At 58.5% G+C, this 22,144-nt stretch carries 4 protein-coding genes; 3 read left to right on the top strand and 1 reads right to left on the bottom strand.

The window, feature by feature from the left end:
- Positions 1-419 precede the first annotated feature (419 nt).
- A complete protein-coding gene (gene metK, locus AAF463_RS15755; protein ID WP_061720231.1) occupies positions 420-1,574 on the bottom strand; it encodes a methionine adenosyltransferase in 1,155 nt (384 codons plus the stop codon).
- 782 nt (positions 1,575-2,356) lie between these two features.
- Here metK and speA point away from each other — a divergent pair.
- From speA to AAF463_RS15740, 3 genes are all read left to right on the top strand, one after another.
- Positions 2,357-4,336 carry a biosynthetic arginine decarboxylase gene (gene speA, locus AAF463_RS15750; protein WP_101761914.1) on the top strand — a complete coding sequence of 660 codons (1,980 nt, stop codon included), beginning with the start codon at positions 2,357-2,359 and terminating at the stop codon, positions 4,334-4,336.
- A 714-nt stretch (positions 4,337-5,050) separates the two neighbouring features.
- Positions 5,051-5,740 carry an EAL domain-containing protein gene (locus tag AAF463_RS15745; protein ID WP_350261081.1) on the top strand — a complete coding sequence of 230 codons (690 nt, stop codon included), beginning with the start codon at positions 5,051-5,053 and terminating at the stop codon, positions 5,738-5,740.
- A 307-nt stretch (positions 5,741-6,047) separates the two neighbouring features.
- Positions 6,048-22,142, top strand: a complete 16,095-nt coding sequence (locus tag AAF463_RS15740; RefSeq protein ID WP_350261080.1) for an Ig-like domain-containing protein — start codon at positions 6,048-6,050, stop codon at positions 22,140-22,142.
- The last annotated feature ends 2 nt before the right edge of the window (positions 22,143-22,144 follow it).

The raw sequence follows: 22,144 nt of genomic DNA, 5'->3' as shown, positions 1-22,144 counted from the left end.
GGCGGAAAAAAGTGAGTAAGATCACATCAGTGTAATCGGTTACACACGCTGAAACCCTGCAATCCAGCATTTTCCGCCCGAAATAGTTACGTAACCAGTAAGGTATAGCACCCTTTAAGTTTCTGACATCGCACTAAATACCGGCTATCAGACGACGCTGAAAATAACGCATTTTCAGAGTAATAACTACGCTGAAAAATCTCTAAATTGCCGATTGATAAAGGATTTCAAAATGTAATCGTTATCACTAAGTTGTAAGCGAGGTGAAAGAAGTGTAGACGGCGGAGAAAAATGTGCCTGACGATGCAAAGGCATAAAAAAAAGCCCGCCAAGAGCGAGCTTCAATGTCAAATCGTGCAGCGTCTCCCTCTCACGTGGGAGAGGGCCGGGGTGAGGGCATCAGCCCGCAGAGGAGTCTGTTACTTCAAACCCGCCGCTTCGCGCAGCTGCGCGGCTTTGTCAGTCTGCTCCCACGGGAAGTGCTCACGACCAAAGTGACCGTATGCTGCGGTCTCTTTGTAGATCGGTTTCAGCAGATCCATCATCTGAATCAGGCCGTATGGACGCAGGTCGAAGAACTCGCGCACCAGCAGCGTCAGCTGCTCGGTGGAGACTTTCTCGGTACCGAAAGTTTCGACCATGATCGAGGTTGGCTCAGCCACGCCGATGGCGTAAGAAACCTGGATTTCACAACGGTCAGCCAGGCCAGCCGCGACGATGTTCTTCGCCACATAACGTGCAGCGTAAGCGGCAGAACGGTCGACTTTTGACGGATCCTTACCTGAGAACGCGCCGCCACCGTGACGCGCCATGCCGCCGTAAGTATCAACGATAATTTTACGACCGGTCAGACCGCAGTCGCCCATTGGACCACCGATGACAAAACGGCCAGTTGGGTTGATGTGGTATTTGGTGCTGGCGGTGATCCACTCAGTCGGCAGAACCGGCTTGATGATCTCTTCCATCACCGCTTCACGCAGATCGGCGGTGGTCACATCTTCAGCATGCTGGGTCGAGAGTACAACTGCATCGATACCGACAATTTTGCCGTCATCGTACTGGAAGGTAATCTGGCTTTTTGCATCCGGACGCAGCCACGGCAGTGAACCACTTTTACGCACTTCAGCCTGACGCTGCACCAGACGGTGCGCGTAGGTGACCGGCGCTGGCATCAGCACATCGGTTTCGTTGCTGGCGTAGCCGAACATCAGGCCCTGATCGCCCGCGCCTTGTTCCAGCGGATCGGTACGGTCAACGCCCTGATTGATGTCTGGAGATTGCTTACCAATCGCGCTCAGCACTGCGCAAGAGTTCGCATCAAAGCCCATATCGGAATGGACATAGCCGATTTCACGTACGGTATTACGGGTGATCTCTTCGATATCCACCCATGCGCTGGTGGTGATTTCACCGCCAACCAGCACCATACCGGTCTTCACGTAAGTTTCGCAGGCCACGCGCGCTTTCGGATCCTGCTCGAGGATCGCATCCAGCACGGCATCGGAAATTTGGTCAGCGATTTTATCAGGATGTCCTTCTGATACGGACTCAGATGTAAAAAGGTGTTTAGCCATTCTGTTCTTTACCTTAAAAATGGTTTGAATACGACTGCATAGCGTAAGCGGGATCAGACCGACTCGACGCCCCTTCAGGCAAAGCCGCAAGCAGTGGCAGCGAGAGCATTAACTCACACCGCCTGAATGTTAATCAGTTTAGATGGAAAACCATCTGGACGGCTATTCTAGGTTACTCAGTGAGCACTTTTCCAGTGCTTTTTCCGATCCCGCATTTTCCGCAACATCCTAAGTGGAATCATTTCCTGACACCGCGCGCAGTTACTGACAAAGATTTTGCAATTTACCCCGCGTGGCTGTATAAAACGCCGCTGCTGTCGACCACAGCCGCAAAGGATGACGCCGCCGTGCGTCGCGCCGTCAGATGCCATTTAATCTGACCTTCACCCAAGCCGTTTCTCGCATGCTTTAAGCAGGCGATGGAGGTGATTAAAGTAATGAACCACTCTTTCTTTCGCTTTGGTTCACTGCGCTGTTCCGGCGCGCTGGCACTCCTTTCACACTCCAAAACCGTTCTTTTCTCTTATCGACGTTGTGTTCATTCTCCCGACACGCGCGCCGGTTAACATTTCTCTGCATCTATTACTCTATTTCGCTGTCTACTGACCGTGGAAGTCTCAGGCTATTTGCCCCGACTTTGGCGCGGTGTTTTACACTTAGAGTCAGCATTGCACAGTGCAACCTTACAGAGGCAGCAAGCAGGATGAGGCAATTTTTACCTGGCGCCACCATGACAAAACTCGGTAACAAATTCATATTTCAACGGAAAATTGAGGTTCGCGATGTCTGACGACATGAAGAATATCAAGGGTTCGTCAGCTGGCGAACAAGGTGTACTCCGCTCCATGCAGGAGGTGGCGATGAACGATCAGGAAGCGAGCAGAATGCTGCGTACCTACAACATTGCCTGGTGGGGAAACAACTATTACGACGTCAACGAGCTGGGGCACATCAGCGTGTGTCCCGATCCGGATCAGCCGGAAGTGCGCGTTGACTTAGCGAAGCTGGTGAAAGAGCGCGAAGCCGACGGTCAACGTCTGCCGGCGCTGTTCTGCTTCCCGCAGATTCTCCAGCATCGTCTGCGTTCGATTAATGCCGCCTTCAAACGCGCGCGTGAATCTTACGGCTATAAAGGTGACTACTTCCTGGTTTACCCAATCAAGGTGAATCAGCATAAGCGCGTGATTGAGTCGCTGGTCAACTCTGGCGAACCGCTAGGCTTGGAAGCCGGTTCGAAAGCCGAGCTGATGGCTGTGCTGGCCCACGCCGGTAAAACCCGTTCGGTGATTGTCTGCAACGGCTATAAAGACCGCGAATACATTCGTCTGGCGCTGATCGGTGAAAAGCTCGGCCACAAAGTCTATCTGGTGATCGAGAAGATGACCGAAGTGCGTCTGGTGCTGGAAGAGGCCGAGCGTCTGAATGTAATTCCGCGTCTCGGTATCCGCGCGCGTCTGGCGTCGCAGGGCTCAGGCAAGTGGCAGTCAAGCGGCGGTGAAAAATCGAAGTTTGGCCTGGCGGCATCGCAGGTGTTACAGCTGGTCGATATCATGCGCAAAGCGGGCCGTCTCGATAGCCTGCAGCTGCTGCACTTCCATCTCGGTTCGCAGATGTCCAACATCCGCGATATCGCGACCGGCGTGCGTGAGTCGGCGCGTTTCTACGTGGAGCTGGCGAAGCTGGGCGTTAACATCAAATGCTTCGATGTGGGCGGCGGTTTGGGCGTGGATTATGAAGGAACCCGCTCGCAGTCAGATTGCTCGGTCAACTACGGTCTGAACGAATACGCCAACAACGTGATTTGGGCGATTGGCGATGCCTGTGAAGAGAACGGGCTGGAGCATCCAACCGTGATCACCGAGTCAGGTCGTGCGGTGACGGCGCACCACACCGTGCTGGTGTCCAACATCATTGGTGTTGAGCGTAACGAGTTCAGCACGCCGGTGGCACCGGATGCCGATTCACCGCGTCCGATTCAGAGCCTGTGGGATACGTGGCAGGAGATGCACGAACCTGACGTGCGTCGTTCGCTGCGCGAATGGCTGCACGATAGCCAAATGGATCTGTTCGACATCCATACCGGTTATTCATCAGGCACCTACGATCTCGGCCAGCGCGCCTGGGCAGAGCAGCTTTATCTGAGCATCTGCCACTACATTCAGCAGCATCTCGATCCCAGCAACCGCGCGCATCGCCCGATCATTGATGAGCTGCAGGAGCGCATGGCGGATAAGATTTACGTCAACTTCTCGCTGTTCCAGTCAATGCCGGATGCGTGGGGCATCGATCAGCTGTTCCCGGTGCTGCCGCTGGAAGGGCTGAATAAAATGCCGAAGCGTCGCGCGGTGTTGCTCGATATCACCTGTGACTCCGATGGCACCATCGATCATTACGTCGATGGCGATGGCATTGCCACCACCATGCCGATGCCGGAATACGACATCGACAATCCACCGATGCTCGGCTTCTTTATGGTGGGCGCGTATCAGGAAATTCTCGGCAACATGCATAACCTGTTCGGTGATACCGAAGCGGTTGATGTGTTTGCGTTCCCGGATGGCAGCGTGGAAGTTCAGTTGTCGGATGAGGGCGATACCGTAGCGGATATGCTTGAGTACGTGCAGTTGAATCCTAACGATTTGATGACGCTGTTCCGCGATCAGGTAACGCAACAAACGGATATAGATGAAGAGCTGCGCGCGCAATTCTTGTCTGAATTCGAGAGTGGCTTGTACGGTTATACCTATTTAGAAGATGAGTAATTAATTGCTCTTAAACCGAGCTCGCAAGGGCTCGGTTTTCGCTTTTCCTGCTATATCCGCGCCTGGCATCAATAATTTAATTTGATTTGTGAAGACGGTCACCTTTGGCTTATTTGTAACCTGTCACGTAAATCCCACATTTACCTCCCCAAATGCTATCTCCTTCTTTTCTCTAATAAAGCGAGTCGGCAACGCTGATTATTTTCTTAATATCCTTACCTTACTTACTGATTCATCATGGATTAAGCAGTTATTCTGTTATGTATTCTTTGCAATGCATAATAAAAATTTAAACATTAAGATTTTAATAGTCACTATAGAAATTAGTGGTTATTGGCGCCTTTTGGAAGCATAGATGCCAGATAAAACTTTTTGCAATTTGAGTTAAGGAGAGCTAACAAATCGTGCGGAATCTTTTTTTATCATTATTTTTCAATTCGATAAGGTTTTTACAAATCTATTAAGGTAAACGATAAGTTAAATTAGATTAAGAGTTTTCTGAGCTTTTGTGAATTTTAGAGAAATTTACTTACGTTATTGATTGATTTAAACGATTGAAGTTGCCTGAAGTGTTTACTGAAATCTATTTCTCAAAGTGTAAGTAGTACGTTAATCTTCAGTTAAGACATTAAGTTTTATCAATGTTTACCTTACTTCTTACATGAGAAATCCTGACAGTTTAAGGCTATCAGGCAGTTGCAGTAAGGATGTGAAATGAGCAATCAACCGAAGACAGTGTTCTTGTTGGAGCCGGTTTACGATTTATCCGGCCAGGTGATTGCCAGGGAATTGTTAACGCGTCTTGTAGACGACGCAGATATCAATAATAAGCGTAACCCTGAAAGGGATGTTGGGTTCTTCAGTCAGCTTTCTGCTGACGTTAAATGGCAGTTATTCCTCCACCAGATCGAAAAACTTATTCAGCTATACCAGAAAGGGTTCGACCAGATTGTCAGTGTCAATGTTGATAGAGATATCGTCGCCAGCATTTTTAAAGATGCTGAAATGCAAGAAAAACTGGCTCAACTGACGCTGTTGCGTCTGGAAATATCAGCATTCTTCACCGCGCGATTTAATAGCGCCGATCTGTTGATTTTAAAAGGTGTCGCGAAAGTGACGCCGGCCCCTTTATGGCTCGATGACTTTGGTCCAGGTTATTCCAACCTTTCCATGTTTGATAGCGGAATATTTGAAATCGTCAAGATTGACAAAGAATTTTTTTGGCAATTTGGCGACGGTCGCACCTTTGACATTCTGCTCGACCATCTCAACGAATTATGCAACGGCGTCATCGTTGAGGGTGTTGAAAATCAACAACAGGTCGACCTGCTGTCGCATAAAGCAATTTATGGCATGCAGGGCTATTTGTGGCAGAGCGTCTATCTCGATGATTTATTAGCTTAATCCTGAAATTATTGAGTTGGTTTCATCCCTCGGGGAATTAAAAAAATGTCAAAGCCTGGGCTTTATGCGTTTCACGTCATGTGTGCCCGGCCGCTTGAGAATAAATATATTTTTCCCGTGGTGATTTTAAGAAATAAAACCAATCAGTTATCAGGATGGCGGCTAAACAAAACTCAACGCGATTTCATTCTCAGCCTGTATGAAATCGATCAAGAGAAGAAGTGAATAATCGTCGCGATTATTCGCTGTAAAAGCCGGTGTCTGCTGATACCGGGCGTGATTATGGAAACTGCGGGATCTCGATAACATGAATAATATCTCAGTAACCCCAAAAGGTGGGACCGTTGCTTCTGAGCTGAGTGGAAATCAAGTTAATTTGACCGCTCCGAGTTTGGTGAAGCTGCATCTTAATCAGTCTGATATTAAGTCTTTCACTCGCAATGGTAATGATTTAGTCGTCACCACGAAGTCTGGTGAAGTGGTTGTTATTCATAATTTTTATAGCCCGAATGGCGATAGCGATCTGGTTCTGCAGGACGATCGCGGCGCCATGTGGTGGGTTGAAGATCCCGGTACAGAAGGTTTCCAGTACGTTTCAATCGACAGCACCGAAGGGCTGTTAGCGGAAAACACCACCAATAACGGCACCATTGCCGCCTTCGGTATCGGTGGTGCGGCGCTGGCGGGCTTAGGTGCGCTGTTTGCCGGTTCAGGTGGTGGTGGCGGTAATGCCTCGCCGACCAATCCCGATGACGGTAACAACGGCGGCAATCCCACCAACCCAACTAATCCTACCAACCCAACTAATCCCACCGATCCCGGTGAAAACGACACCACGCCGCCAACCGCCATCACGGATTTGGTGATCAACGACGCCGTAGGTCCGTACCAGGGCGCGATTGGCGCGGGTGCCATTACCGATGACAACACACCCACGCTGAGCGGCACCGCTGAAGCGGGCGCGATTGTCAGCATCTACGATGGCAGCACGCTGCTCGGCACCGTGACCGTTGGCGCTGATGGCCGCTGGAGCTTTACCACGCCAGCGCTGGCGGAGGGTCAGCATAGTTTGACCGCTACCGTCACCGACGCGGCGGGGAACACCAGCCCAGCGACCAATCCGGTGGATTTCACCGTGGATACCGTGGCGCCCGCAACGGTTGGCGACCTGAGCGTCATTAACAACAGCGGCTCGACTGCGCAGCCCATCACCAACGGCGGCGCGACCAAAGACACCACGCCAGTGCTGAGCGGAACGGCGGAAGCGGGCTCGATTATCACCATCCGCGATGGCGATACGGTGCTCGGCAGTGTCACCGTGGGCAGCAACGGCACATGGAGCTTTACCAGCCCAACGCTGGGCGAGGGCAGCCATACGTTGAGCATCACCGCCACCGATGCGGCGGGCAATGTCAGCACGCCAGCGACCATCACCTTCACCGTGGATACGCAAGCGCCAGCAGCAGTCATCGACCTGCAGGTTAACGATAATTCAGGCGGCAGCGGCGGCACAGTAAATAACGGTGGGACGACCGATGACAACACGCCGACGCTTACCGGCAGCGGTGAAGTGGGCGCGATTGTCAGCGTTTATGATGGGCAAACGCTGCTGGGTACGGCGGTCGTGGGTTCCGATGGCAGCTGGAGTTACACCACCAGCGCCCTGAGTAACGGCAGCCACAGCCTGACTGTGACCGTGACCGATGCGGCTGGCAACGTCAGCGCGCCATCAGCCCCTTATGAAATCACCGTGCAGGCCGCTATTCCGCCTGCCACAACGTCGCTGGAAATCACCGATGACTCCGGCAACACGCTGGTGCAGCTCAGCAACGGCGCCAGCACTCACGATAACACGCCAACGTTAAGCGGCCTGGCGACGGCGGGTGCGCTGATCACGCTGTATAACGGCACCACGGTGCTGGGTAGCGTGGTTGCGGGCAGCGATGGTCAGTGGACCTTTACCCCAACTGCGTTGGCTGACGGTGCCTACGTGCTGCACGCCACCGTTGATAACAACGCGGGCAGCGTGACGCAAACGCCAACCATCACCATCACGGTGGATACCGTCGCACCTGCTGCGGCCGGTGGCGTAACGCTGAGCGATAACGATGGCAGCACGCTACAACCGATTGCCGCCGGTGGCGCGACCAATAACACCACGCCGGTGCTGAGCGGCACCGCTGAACCGGGTAGCACCGTCACCGTGCGTGATGGCGATAGCGTGCTCGGCACGGCAACCGTGGGCAGCAATGGGTCATGGAGCTTTACTGCGCCGACCTTAACCGAAGGCGGTCACAGCCTGACCGCCACGGTCACCGACGCGGCAGGTAATGTGGGTCCAACCTCGACGCCGATCGCCTTCACCGTGGATACTCAGGCACCTGCGGGTGCCAGCAATGTGGTGATCAGCGATAACGTCGGTGCTGCAACCGGCCCAATCACCGCGGGCGGCACCACCGACGACAGCACACCCACGCTATCCGGTAACGGTGAAGCCAACGCCATCGTCAAAATTTATGATGGCAGCACGCTGCTCGGCAGCGTCACCGTTGGCAACGACGGCACCTGGAGCTTTACCACGCCAACGTTGAGCAACGGTAGCCATTCGCTCAGCGTAACGGTGACCGATGCGGCAGGTAACGTCAGCCCGGCGACAACCGGTGTTGGCTTCACCGTCAACGCTGGCGTACCGCCAACCACCAGCACGCTGGAAATTACCGATGACAGCGGCAGCACACTTCGCCTGTTGCCAGAAGGTTCCAGCACGCAGGACACCACGCCAACCTTGAGCGGTCTGGCCTCGGCGGGCGCGCTCATCGAGTTATATAACGGTACCACGCTGCTCGGCAGCACCGTCGCGGGTGCGGATGGGCAATGGAGCTTTACGCCAGCTACCGCGCTGGCTGACGGGACTTATGCCTTCCACGCCACGGCCACTGATACCAATGGCAATGTGACCGATTCCGGCACCCTCAACATCACTATTGATAACACCGCGCCGGCAGCGGCTGGCGACTTGCAATTGAGCGATAACAGTGGCAGCACCGTGGTACCCATTGCCTCTGGCGGCACCAGCAATGACAACACGCCAACCTTGAGCGGCACCGCAGAACCGGGCAGCACCGTTACCGTGCTGGATGGCACCAACGTGCTCGGCAGCGCAACGGTGGGCAGCGACGGCAGCTGGAGCTTCACCTCGCCAACCCTGAGTGACGGCAACCACAGCCTCACCACCACCGTCACCGATCCGGCCGGTAACACCGGTCCGGCGTCGCCAGCCGTTACTTTAACAGTGGATACCACGCCGCCAGCCGTTATTGCCGATCTGGTGATCGAAGATAGCGTCGGCGCGGTACAAGGACCGTTAACGTCCGGCGATACCACCGATGACCGCGCACCAACCCTGAGCGGCACCGGCGAGCCGAATGCCACCATCAGTATTTACGATGGCACCACGCTGCTGGGTAACACCACCGTGGACACCGACGGCACATGGCGTTTCACCACGCCAGCGTTGAGCAATGGCAGCCATACCCTCACCGTCACCGCCACGGACAGCGCCGGTAACGTCGGCCCAGCCAGTCCGCCGATTGTGATCAACGTTGATGCGGCTATCCCGCCAGCCACATCGTCGCTGGAAGTGACGGATGAAAACGGCAATACCGTGGGTCAGCTGACTGACGGCGGCAGCACCAACAATGACAGCCCGGTATTAACCGGTTTGGCGGGGCCCGGCAATATCATAACCCTGTATGACGGCACCACCGTGCTGGGCAGCACCACGGCGGGCAGTAACGGTCAGTGGATTTTCTATGTCACCGGTTTAGGCAATGGTCCGCATGCATTGCACGGCACCATTACCGATGCCAACGGCAACGTCACTGATACCGCCACCATCAACATCACCGTGGATACCATCGCGCCCGATGCCGCAATCGACGTGGAACTCACCAACGATGCGGGCAGCATTACGCAGCCAGTTACCGCTGGCGGGGCCAGCAATGATGCGACACCAGTCTTAAGCGGCAGCGCGGAAGCGGGCAGCACCGTTACTATACTCGATGGCACCACCGTGTTGGGTACCGTGACGGTCGGCAGCGACGGTAACTGGAGCTTTACCACACCGACGCTGGCGGAGGGCAATCACAGCCTGAGCACCACCGTGACCGATGCGGCGGGCAATGTTAGCCCGGCGACCACACCGATCGCCTTCAGCGTAGATACCACTGCGCCAGCGCCGGTGAGCGGTTTGGTGGTCAATGATAACGTCGGCGGCAGCACCGGTCCGTTAACTTCGGGCGCTATCACCGACGACAGCACGCCAACCCTGACCGGCAGCGCCGAAGCGGGCTCGGTGGTGCGCGTCTATGACGGAACAACATTGCTGGGCTCGGCGACAGCGGGCAGCGACGGCAGCTGGAGCTTCACACCAGATGCCGCGCTAACCAACGGCCAACACAGCCTGACCACCACCGTCACCGATGCGGCAGGTAACGTTAGCCCGTCGTCGCCGGTATTTACCCTCAATGTCGATGCTGGCGTTCCGGCAACCAGCAGCCTGCTGGTGGTGACCGACGACAGCGGCAGCACGCTGGTTGAACTGCCAAACAACTCCAGCACGAACGACACCACACCGATTCTCAGCGGCCAGGCGGGCGCGGGCGATCTCATCACGCTGTATAACGGCACCACCATTATTGGCAGCACGGTCGCGGGTAGCGATGGGCAGTGGAACTTCACGCCAGCGGCGCTGGCCGATGCCACTTACGCTTTCCACGCGGTCGCCACTAACGCGACGACAGGCGTGGAGACCGATTCGCCAACCATCAACATCACCATTGATACCGTGGTGCCAACCGCGCCAACCGGCGTGGCTCTGGAAGATGGTGCGGGTGTACCGATCCCAGAAGGCAGCAGCACCAATACCAACACGCCAACGCTGACCGGGAGCGGTGAAGCGGGCAGCACGGTCACCATCTCGGATGGCACCACCGTGCTCGGCACCACCACGGTGGGCAACGATGGCAGCTGGAGTTACACCACGCCACCGCTGAGTGATGGCGGTCATAGCCTGACCTCAACCGTTACCGATCCAGCAGGCAATACCGGCCCAGCTTCTACGCCGGTTACCGTGACCGTTGATACTCAAGCGCCAGCGGCGGCGGGCAATGTGCAGTTCACCAACGACGACGGCACGCCACTGGCTTCAGGTAGCACCACCGGCGATACCACGCCAACCCTGAACGGCACCGCCGAACCGGGCAGCACCGTGACGGTGAGCGATGGCACTACCGTGCTCGGCACCGCAACCACCGGTACGGACGGTAACTGGAGCTTCACGCCAGCTACGCCACTGACTGAAGGCCAGCACAATCTCACCACCACCGTCACCGATACCGCCGGTAACGTCGGCCCTGCGTCGTCGGTGGTGATTGTGATTGTGGATACCACGCCACCGGCAGCGGCCACCGATCTGCAGCTGAGCAATGATGGCAGCGGCACGCTGGTGCCGGTTGCGGATGGCGGCACCACCAACGATGTCACGCCGGTATTGAGCGGTCGCGCAGAGCCGGGCAGCATCGTGACGGTGTCTGATGGCAGCACGGCGTTGGGTTCGGTGACTGTCGGCAACGATGGCAACTGGAGCTTTACCTCTCCGGCGCTCGGCGATGGTCCACACAGCCTGACCACCACCGTGACCGATGCGGCGGGCAATACCGGCGCGGCCAGCACGCCATTGACCTTCACCATCGATACCACGGCACCGCCAGCACCGGGCGGTGTACAGCTGAGTAACGACAGCAGCGGCACGTCTGTACCTATTACCTCTGGCGCGGCAACCAACGATGCAACGCCAGTATTGAGCGGCACCGCAGCGGCGGGCAGCACCATTACCGTTTCTGATGGCGGCACCGTGCTCGGCACCGTCACCGTTGGCAGCGGCGGAACATGGAGCTTCACCACGCCAGCGCTGAACGAGGGCAATCACAGCCTGACCGCCACCGTTACCAGTCCGGCGGGCAACACCGGTGCGCCCTCTGCGCCCATTGTGGTCACCGTGGATATCACGCCACCTGCGGCGGCAACGGGTCTGCAACTCAGCAACAATGAAGGAGCGACGCCGGTACCGATTGCTGCGGGCGGCACCACTAATGACACCACACCTGCGCTGAGCGGCATCGCAGAAGCGGGCAGCATCGTCACGGTGAGTGATGGCACTACCGTGATCGGCAGTGCGTCCGTTGGCAGTGATGGCAGCTGGAGCGTGATCCCCACCGCACCGTTGACGGCGGGAGAGCACACGCTTACTGCGACCGTCACCGATCCGGCCGGTAACGTTAGCCCGGCATCGGCCCCCATCGTCGTCAATATCGACACCGCCCAACCGCCAGTCGCAGCTGACCTTGAGCTGAACAATGATAACGGCGGCACGCCAGTTCCGATTACGTCCGGCGGCGCGACCAATGACACCACGCCGGTGCTCAGCGGTAGCGCAGCGGCGGGCAGCACCGTCACCGTACTGGATGGCACCACCGTGCTCGGCACCGTTGTGGTTGGCAGCGGCGGCAGCTGGAGCTTCAGCACGCCGGCATTAAGCGAAGGTGCGCACAGCCTGACCACCACTGTCACCAGCGCATCGGGTAACGTCAGCGATCCGTCTGCGCCGATTAACTTCACCGTGGATACGCAGCCACCGGCAACCTCAACCGGCCTGCAACTGAGTAACGACGGCGGCACGGCGATTGCCGCTGGCGGTATCACCAACGACAGCACGCCCGTGTTGCGCGGCAGCGCCGAAGCGGGCAGCACCATCACCGTACTGGATGGCACCACCGTGCTGGGCACCGCCACGGCGGACACCGACGGCAACTGGAGCTTTACGCCAACGATCGCGCTGGGCGAGGGCGCACACAGCCTGACCACCACCGTCACCGATGCGGCGGGCAACAGCAGCGGCGCATCCACGCCGGTTACCTTTACCGTGGATACCACACCGCCAGCCGCCGCCACCGATCTGCAGCTCAGCAATAACAACAGCGGCACGGCGATTCCTGTTGATACCGGCGGTCGCACCAACGACACCACGCCAGTGTTGAGCGGCAGTGCCGAAGCGGGCAGCGTCGTCACCGTGCGTGATGGCACCGAGGTACTGGGCAGCACCACCGTCGGCACCGATGGCAAATGGAGCTTCACACCGGCCAATCCGCTGGACGAGGGCGCGCACAGCCTGACCGCTACCGTCACCGATCCGGCCGGTAACGTCGGCCCGGCCTCTACGCCGTACGCGGTTACCATCGATACCACCGCGCCGCCAGCCGTGATTACGGTAGCACTCAGTAACGATCAGGGCAGCACGCCAACGCCAATCGTCTCGGGCGGAGCCACTAACGACACCACGCCGGTGCTGAGCGGTACCGCCGAGGCGGACAACATCATCATCGTGCGTGACGGCACCACCGTGCTGGGCTCGACGATTGTTGGCACCGATGGAACCTGGAGCTTCACCTCGCCAGCGCTGAGCCAGGGCGCGCACAGCCTGACGGCAACCGTCACTGACGCGGCAGGCAACAGCAGCGCTCCGTCTACGGCAATCGCCTTTACCGTCGATACCGAGGCACCGAATGCGGCGACAGGGCTGCAACTGAGCAATGATTCCGGCCAAACGCCGGTAACGATTGCTGCAGGCGGCGCCACCAACGACACCACACCAGTGTTGAGCGGCAGCGCTGAAGCAGGCAGCATCGTGATTGTTTCTGACGGCAGCAACGTGCTGGGATCTGTTGTGGTCGGCAGCGGCGGCAGCTGGACCTTCACTTCGCCGGAGCTGGGCGAGGGCGATCACAGCCTGACCACCACGGTGACCGATGCCGCAGGTAACGTCAGTTCGCCGTCCGCGGCCCTGAACTTCAGCATTGATACCACGCCGCCAGTGGCGCCGGGCGCGATCGCGCTGAACAACAACAACGGCAGTTCACCGGTTACGATTGCCGCAGGCAGCACCACCAACGATGCCACACCGGCGATCAGCGGTACCGCAGCAGCCGGCAGCACCGTGACCGTGCTGGATGGCGCTACCGTGCTGGGCACCGCGATTGTTGGCAGTAACGGACAGTGGAGCTTCACCACGCCAACGCTGGGTGAAGGTGCGCACAGCCTGACGGCGACCGTCACCGATCCTGCGGGTAACGTCGGTCCTGCCTCCGCAGCCATTGCCTTTAACGTTGATACCGTTGCGCCTGTTGCGGCAACCGGACTGGTGCTGAACAACGACAACGGCGGTTCGCCGGTGCCGATTGCTAACAACGGCACCACCAACGACAACACGCCAGAGTTGAGCGGTACCGCAGAAGCCAACAGCATTGTGATTGTGTCTGACGGCACCACCGTGCTGGGCAGCGCCGTCGCCGATGCGCAGGGCGCCTGGAGCTTCTCACCCAATCTGACCGATGGCACGCACAACCTGAGCGTGACGGTGCGTGACGCCGCAGGTAACACCGGACCGGCAAGCAGCACCATCACCGTCACCGTAGATACCGTGGCACCGCCAGCGGCGACCGGCCTGACGCTGACCAACGATATTGGTACACCCGTTAGTATTCCGAACGGCGGGCTCACCAACGACAGCACACCGGTGCTGAGCGGTTCTGGACAAGCGGGCAGCATCATCACCGTGTCCGATCAGAACGGCGTGTTGGGATCCACCACCGTCGGGGCGGGCGGAACCTGGACCTTCACGCCGGCGAGCGCGCTGGCGGATGGAACCCATACCTTTAGCGTCACGGCCAGCGATGCGGCAGGAAACGTCAGTGCGCCGAGCACCATTGGCGTCGTGATTGATGCCACACCGCCAGCGGCAGCGCTGAACGTGGTCGCCAGTAATGATGAAGGCACGTCGCCGGTGGCTATCACCAACGGCGGCTTCACCAACGACAACACGCCATTCCTTACCGGTACCGCCGAAGCGGGCAGCACGGTGATTATCCGTGACGGCACAAACATCATCGGTAGCGCTTCGGTGGGCAGTAAAGGCCAATGGAGCTTTACCTCACCCACGCTGGATGAGGGCGCGCACAGCCTGAGCACCACCGTGGTGGATGCGGCGGGCAACGTGAGTACAGCGTCAGCGGCGATTGATTTCACCGTCGACAGCGTGGTTCCAGCGCCAGCCACGCTGGTGGTGAACAATGACAACGGCGGGACGCCCGTACTGGTGCCGAACGGCGCCACCACCAGCGACAACACGCCGTTGCTGAGTGGCACAGCGGAAGCGGGCAGCCTGGTCACTCTTTATGATGGCACCACCGTTATCGGCTCGACCACCGCAACGGCGGGCGGAACCTGGAGCTTCAGCTCACCGACCTTAACTGAGGGTTCGCATACGCTGACCGCTACCGTAACCGATGAGGTCGGCAACGTCAGTTCGCCATCCTCGACCTTTACCGTGGTGGTGGATGCCACCGCACCGCAGCCGGCTGACGATCTGCTGCTGCAAAATAACAATGGTGGCTCACCGGTGACCATTGCCGATGGCGGCATTACCAATGACAGCACGCCAGCCATCAGCGGCACGGCGGAAGCCAACGCGATTGTTCGCGTCTATGACGGCACCACCTTAGTGGGTTCAGCCGTAGCAGGCAGCAACGGCGCATGGAGCATCACCACCAGCGCGCTGACCGACGCAACGCATACGCTGAATGTCACCGTAACCGATGCGGCGGGCAACGTGAGCGCCAATGCCTCGGTATCACTGACGGTGGACACCTCTACGCCGGCAGCGGTGTCGAGCTTTGCTATTTACAATAATGCGGCCACTACCACCGTGCAGGTGGCGGATGACGGTGACTCCAACGACAACACGCCTTTGCTGAGCGGAACCGGTGTAGCGGGCACCATCATCAACATCTACGAGGGCAGCGATCTTCTTGGCACCACCACGGTAGGCGACAACGGCGAGTGGCGCTTTGAAACTGCGGCTTTAGATGATGGCCAGCACAGCTTCACCGTTTCAGTCACCAACGCTGCGGGGACGACGGGCCCGGAAGCGATACCGATTACGATTAATATTGATACGGCTGCACCGGCAACGGTCAGCGATCTTGTCGTAACAGACGATGAGGGGGGCAGCACCGGTCCGTTGACGTCGGGTGACACCACCGATGACAGCACGCCAACGCTGAGCGGCTCCGCTGAAGCGGGCAGCCGAGTGTCGGTTTACGATGGCACCACGCTGCTGGGCACCGTGATCGCCACTGGCGGCACATGGAGCTTCACGCCGGGCAGCGCGCTCTCTAACGGCGAGCATAACTTCATCTTCACAGTGACCGATGCAGCAGGCAACGTCAGCGCGGCAAGCAGTCCGGCGTTTACGCTCAATATCGCAGCGGATCTGCCGCCAGCGGTCAGTACGCTGGTGATCACCGACGATAGCGGCAATTCACTGGTTACCGTGAATGACGGCGCCAATATCAAGGACGGCACGCCGGTATTAACCGGCGCGGCAGATGTGGGGGATGTGATTACCATTCACGATGGTGCTACCGTGTTGGGTAGCGTCACCGTCGGGGCGACCGGGCAATGGACCTTCACGCCAACGCTGAATGATGGACCGCACGGCATCTATGTCACCACGGTCAATTCAGTGGGTAATCCGGGCGCAACCTCGCCAACGGTGAACTTCACTATTGATACCGTGGCACCGCTTGCAGCAACTAACCTCTCTGCCGCTAATAACAACGACGGCGTAACCGTGCCCATTGCTAACAATGGCACCACCAACGACAGTACCCCGCGGCTCGCCGGTCTCGCGGAAGCCAACGGCATTGTTACGATTTATGACGGCAACACGGTTATCGGCTCAACGGTCGCCAATGGTAGCGGTGAGTGGGACTTCACGTCGCCAACACTGAGTCAGGGCGGACATGCGCTGAGCGTCACCGTGACGGATGCGGCGGGTAACGTCGGTCCGCGCTCTGATGTCGTGAATCTCACTGTCGATACCGTGGCACCCAACGCTTCGACGCTGGTGGTCACCAACGACGTCACCAGCACGGTGGTGCCAAATGGCGGTTCGACCAACGACAACACGCCGACGCTGAGCGGTACCGCAGAAGTGGGCAGTGTGATCACCGTTTACGACGGTACGACCTTGCTCGGTTCGGTTGCTGCCGGAACAGGCGGAGCATGGAGCTTTATTTCACCGGTACTGGGCGAAGGCAGCCATTCGCTCACCGTTCGCGTAACAGATGCCGCCGGTAACACTAGCGCGGCATCCAGCACGGCAACGGTGACTGTGGATACCGTCGTACCAACGGCGGTGAGCGGTTTGACTGCTGCCAACAACAACGGCAGTTCGCCGGTGACCATTGCTGCGGGGGGGAACACCAACGACAACACGCCAGCGCTGAGCGGTACGGCGGAAGCGGGTAGCGTGGTGGTGATCCGTGATGGCGTCGACATTATTGGTTCTGTCACCGCAGGCAGCAACGGCGCATGGAGCTTCACGTCACCCACGCTGGCTGATGGTCTGCATACCCTGAACGTGACGGCGACCGATCTCGCCGGTAACGTCAGCCCGAATGCGGCGATCAGCTTCACTGTGACCACGGCAGCACCAACGCCAGTCACCGATCTGGTGGTTTCTGACAACGTAGGTGCAACACAAGGGGCACTCACCAGCGGTGCGGCGACCGATGACAACACGCCAACGCTGAGCGGTAATGCCACCGCTGGCAATATCGTGATTATCTCGGAAGGCACCACGGTGTTGGGTTCTGTGGTGGCGGGCAGCAATGGTGCGTGGAGCTTTACCACTGCCGCATTGAGCGACGGATCGCATCCGTTGAGCGTGACGGTGCGCGATGCAGCCGGTAACACCAGCGCGGCAACCAACTTCACGGTCAATGTCGATACGGTGGCGCCAGCCAACGCAACCTTGTTAATCACTAATGATCTCACCAGCACCACGGTGCCGAATGGTGGTGCAACCAACGACAGCACGCCAACGCTGAGCGGTACGGCGGAAGCCGGCAGCCGCGTGTCGATTTACGATAGCGGCACCCTGCTGGGTACGGCGGTGGCAGGCAGCAACGGCGCATGGACCTTCACCACCGATGTGCTGACGCAAGGCGCTCATCCACTGAGCGTCACGGTTACCGATGCGGCGGGTAACGTCAGCGGCAGCACCTCGGCCACGGTGATTATCGATACCGTCGCGCCGGTGGCCGTAACCGGTCTGGCTGCTGCCAACAACAACGGCAGCACGCCGGTGGCGATCGCCAATAACGGCAGCACCAATGACAACACGCCAGCGCTGAGCGGTACGGCAGACGCGGGCAGTCTGGTGATTATCCGCGATGGCACCTCGATTATCGGTTCTGTTACCGCAGGCACTAACGGCGCATGGAGCTTCACCACGCCAACGCTGGCGGAGGGGGCGCACACCTTCAACGTCACGGCGACGGATGCAGCGGGCAACGTCAGCCCGAATGCAACGCTGACTCTGACGGTGGATACCGTGGCACCTGCGCCCGTCACTGACCTGGTGATCAACGACGATGTGGGCGGCATTCAGGGGCCGCTGGCGAACGGTGCGGTGACCGATGATGCCACACCAACGCTGAGCGGTACGGCAGAAGCGAATGCGATTGTCACCATTTACGACGGCACCACGGTGCTGGGTTCAGTGGTGGCCGGCGCGGGCGGTGCGTGGAACTTCACCACTGCCACGCTAGGCAACGGTGTGCATCCGCTGAGCGTAACGGTGAAAGATGCAGCGGGTAACACCAGTGCCGCCACCACGCCGGTTTCCATCACGGTAGACACCGTGGCGCCAGCGGCCTCAACGCTGGTGATCACCAATGACATCACCAGTACCACGGTGCCGAGTGGTGGCTTCACCAACGACAACACCCCAACGCTGAGCGGCGTGGCGGAAGCGAGCAGCCGCGTGTCGATTTATGATGGCGCGTCGTTGCTGGGGACGGCGATTGCGAATAGTACGGGAGCATGGACCTTCACCACCGACGTACTCTCCGCCGGCACGCATCCACTCAGCGTTACGGTCACCGACGCGGCGGGTAACGTCAGCGGTAGCACCTCGGCCTCGGTAACCATCGATACCACGCCGCCAGCGGCAGTCACCAATCTGGTGGCCGCTAACAATAACGGCAGTACGGCGGTGACCATTCCGAACAACGGCGTGACCAACGACAATACGCCGCTGTTGACCGGATCCGGCGAGATTGGCGCGAAGATCAGCGTTTACGATGGTAGCACGCTGCTGGGCACCACCACGGTGGGCAGCGGTGGCACATGGAGCTTCGTCTCGACGGCGCTGAGCAACGGTGTACATACGCTGAACGTCACGGCAACCGATGCGGCGGGTAACGTGAGCCCGAACGCCTCAACCACCCTGACGATTGATACCGTGGCGCCGAATCCGGTGACCAATCTGGTGATCAATGATGACGTCGGCACTCTTCAGGGGCCGCTGGCGAACGGTGCCTTTACCGATGACGCCACGCCAACCCTGAGCGGCACGGCGGAAGCCAACGCGATTGTGACCATCTACGACGGTACCACCGTGATTGGTTCCACCACCGCCAATGGTTCAGGTGCATGGAGCTTCACCACCGCGACCCTGAGCAACGGTAGCCATCCGCTGAGCGTGACGGTGACCGATGCCGCGGGTAACACCAGTGCGGCATCGGCGACGGTTTCCATTACGGTGGATACCGTGGCACCAGCGGCGTCAACGCTGGTGATCACCAATGATGTCACCAGTACCGTGGTGCCGAGCGGCGGTGCTACCAACGACACCACGCCAACGCTGAGCGGCGTGGCGGAAGCGGGCAGCCGCGTCTCGATCTACGATGGTGGCACCTTGTTAGGCACGGCGATTGCGGGTAGCACTGGCGCATGGACCTTCACCACCGCCGCGCTCACGCAGGGCACGCATCCATTGAGCGTGACGGTAACGGACACGGCCGGTAACGTCAGCGGGACTACGTCGGCGTCGGTCATTATCGATACCACGCCGCCAGCGGCGGTCACCAACCTGGTCGCTGCCAATAACAACGGCAGCACGGCGGTGACCATTCCGAATAACGGCATTACCAACGACAGCACGCCGCTGTTGACCGGTAACGGCGAAGTCGGGGCACGGATCAGCGTATACGACGGCACCACACTGCTGGGCACCACCACGGTGGGCAGCGGTGGCACATGGAGCTTCGTCTCAACTGCGCTGAGCAATGGCATCCATACACTGAACGTGACGGCAACCGATGCGGCGGGCAACGTCAGCCCGAACGCCTCGACCACGCTGCGCATCGACACCGTGGCACCAACGGCCAGTACGCTCACCATTACCGATGACGCCGGCAGCACGCCGGTGACGCTGAACAATGGCGCGTACACCCGTGACACCACGCCAGTGCTGAACGGCACGGCGGAAGTGGGCGCGATTGTCACCATCTACGATGGCACCACCGCGCTGGGTTCAGTAACGGTTGGCGCCGGTGGCAGCTGGACTTACACCCCCAGCGCACTGGCGAACGGTGCGCATCCGTTGAGCGTAACTGTGACTGATTCGGCGGGTAACGTCAGCACCGGTAACACGGCGGTGACGGTGAACGTCGATACTGTGCCGCCTGCGGCGGTAAGTGGCCTGGCAATCAACGGTGCCGGTACCACGGTCACCGGTAGCGGTGAAGTGGGGGCAACGGTAACGGTACGTGATGCGGGCGGTAACGCGCTGGGTACAACGACGGTAGGCAGCGGCGGTTCATGGTCGGTGAGCCTGAGTACGGCTCAAACCACCGGTGCTTCGCTGTCGGTGATTCAGACTGACCGCGCAGGCAACGTATCGACCAGCACCCCGCTGACCGGTGCGATTCAAATCGTGGCAGCAAATGATGTCAACGAAGTGGATTACACCACCCAAATCGGCACCATCACCAATGCCAATACCAGTTCGACCAGCGTCGCATTGCTGAGCGTTAACCTCGGCAGCGTGCTGGGTGTGGGAGTATTGAGCAGCACTAACGCCTATATGTTTAACGTTGGCGCAGGGGATACGCGCACGGTGACATTACACGCCTCGGCCACCAGCCTGGCGGCGCTGACATCGACTTATACCTTGTACCTCTATCAACAGCAGGCGAACGGCACCTGGGCGCTGAAATCCAGCAACGCCAACTACATCACCACGGTTCTGACCATTGGTACACAAACCGGTGGCAACGTGACTTACAGCAACCTCGGGACAGGTAACTATGCCGTGCTGTTGGGCACCAGCACCGGTGTTGGCGTGTTGCCATCGACTACCGTCACCACCACGTCGGATATTACGACGCTGGCGTTGACCGTGGCGGCGACTGTCACCGGCAACCTGTTGACCAACGATACCAGCTCCGTCGCCGGTACGGTGCCGAACGGTACGGTGGTCACCCAGGTGACTGGCAATGCGATTGCGGCCACCGGTAACACGGTGATCACCAGCAGCTACGGTACGCTGACCATCGATTCGCACGGTAACTACACCTATACGCTGAAGGCGGGACTGGATGCCGATCTGGTGCCAGCCACCGACGTCTTCACCTATTCGGTGCGTGATGCCAGCGGCGCGGTGACCTCGGCCAGCTTGACGGTGAACCTGCACAACGGTGCATCCACCAGCACGCTGCTGGCGACCAACAGTCTGGTGGCCGAAGCCACCAATGACCACGACGCCAGCGGCAGCATCTACGGTTCAGCATCGGGCACGCACACCGGAACCTTGAGTATCACTAATGAACACGGCGATATCACCACGGTTCACAGCGTGGGTTCCACATCGGTTGCTGGGGACTTTGGTGTGCTGAGTATTGCCGCCAACGGTAACTACACCTATTCACTGAATGCGGGCGTGGATGGACAATCCATTACCCATAAAGAGGTGTTCAGTTACACCCTGGCGGCGAGCGATGGCACCATCACCACGCAGTCGTTCACCATTGAGCTGCATCCAACCATCACAGGAACCACGGGGGCTGACACGCTAACCGGCGGTGCTTACGACGACACCATCACCAGCGGTGCCGGCGCAGATACGTTGGTGTATCACTTACTGGCGAGTGCGGATGCTACCGGCGGTAACGGTCACGATACCTGGACCGACTTCAATGTCGCGCAAGGCGACAAAATTGACGTCAGTAACTTGCTTATCGGCTGGAATGATTCCACAAGTAATATTAATGATTTCGTGAAAGTGGATCATACTTCAGATGGCAATACGGTGCTCTCCATTGACCGTGATGGTACCGGTACGGGTTACAGCACCACTCAGCTGATTACGCTGGAAGGCGTGAACGTTTCTCTGGAGGAGCTGCTGCAACAACCGCACCAAAACCACACGGCGTAATC

Source organism: Pantoea sp. BJ2 (genome assembly GCF_040255075.1).
GTDB lineage: Bacteria > Pseudomonadota > Gammaproteobacteria > Enterobacterales > Enterobacteriaceae > Pantoea > Pantoea leporis.
The sequence above is the reverse complement of the archived record's forward strand: the minus strand, read 5'-3'. Positions and strand labels throughout refer to the sequence as shown.